This is a genomic window from Oleiphilus sp. HI0132 (assembly GCF_001635845.1).
Genome location: NZ_LWGJ01000624.1, coordinates 1 through 1,053 on the forward strand (window position 1 = coordinate 1; position 1,053 = coordinate 1,053).

1 protein-coding gene is annotated in these 1,053 nt (G+C 43.0%); it reads right to left on the reverse strand.

The genetic code is table 11. From position 1 onward, the window contains the following. Positions 1-1,053, reverse strand: a 1,053-nt coding sequence (locus A3766_RS30675) for a hypothetical protein (protein ID WP_197479416.1), incomplete at both ends; no start/stop codon positions are given.

Sequence of the window (1,053 nt, forward strand, 5' to 3'; positions counted from 1 at the left end):
GCCAGGCAGTTCATCTTGTTGAACAGGCTTGGTCTCATTGCTTAATCCTAATGTTGCGCTCAATTTCTGCAAATAGCTGTCAGGTATGCTGGGATCAGCACCCAGTGCTAGAACCGGAAGAAGCTCAACAGCCTCATTGGTGTAAACAGAGATGAAGCCGTCCTGTGATGCGAGATGTAATGATTCTTTAATTGCTTCTTCGGCTTCTTTTGAGTTGTGGAGGCTATGGTAGATTGAGGCAGAAAGGTTCAATACTTGAATCAGGTTGTATACATGGTGCTTAGAACGAGTCTGTTCAGCAAGACGGTTAATTACTTCCAATGCAAGTTTATAATTACTTTGCGCCGCAAAAATCCGTGCTTTTGTTAGGTTAATATCCTCATAGTTTAAGGGGACAGCATTAATGCTTTCTTCGTTTAGTTCATTTATCACAAATTGAGCTTTCTCTATCATCCCCATTGATAAAAGGCAGCGAGCCTTTAGTGCGATGATACTTGGTGGAGTGAAAACGATGGAGTCTCGTTTGTGCTGATAGGTATGCCATGCATCATCCAAGCATTCGATAGCATCGACATATTTGCCCTGTGCAAAATAAAGCATTGCTTGGGTGTACTGAATGATTATGTGCTGGCCTGGCTCTGTCCCAATTTCCAAATGTCGTAGCAAGGGGTTGATGTACGACTGAGCGATAGTAAATTCGGCTTTCTCTGTATATATCAATGCCAAGGCACTATTTTGCCAACAAGAAATTATTCTAGGTTGAGAGCTGTCGTGATAGCTATCGATCCATTGTTGGTTAATAATCCCGGTTTCTAACGCTTTTTCAAGATTACCTTGGTAAAAATAGATCCATCCAAGCAGGCCGCTGCTTGATAGCACCGTGGTATATTTCTTCTCTCGCTTGCCATGCTCAATTGCTTCGCTCAAAGCAGCTTCCGCAGACTCCAGGTCACCGACAGCGAAGCTATCAAGACCAATTCCGTAATAGGTGACGGATTTAAGGGGCATCTTGGTTGTATCGAGCTCTTTCAGAACATCTTTAGTTAATTGTCC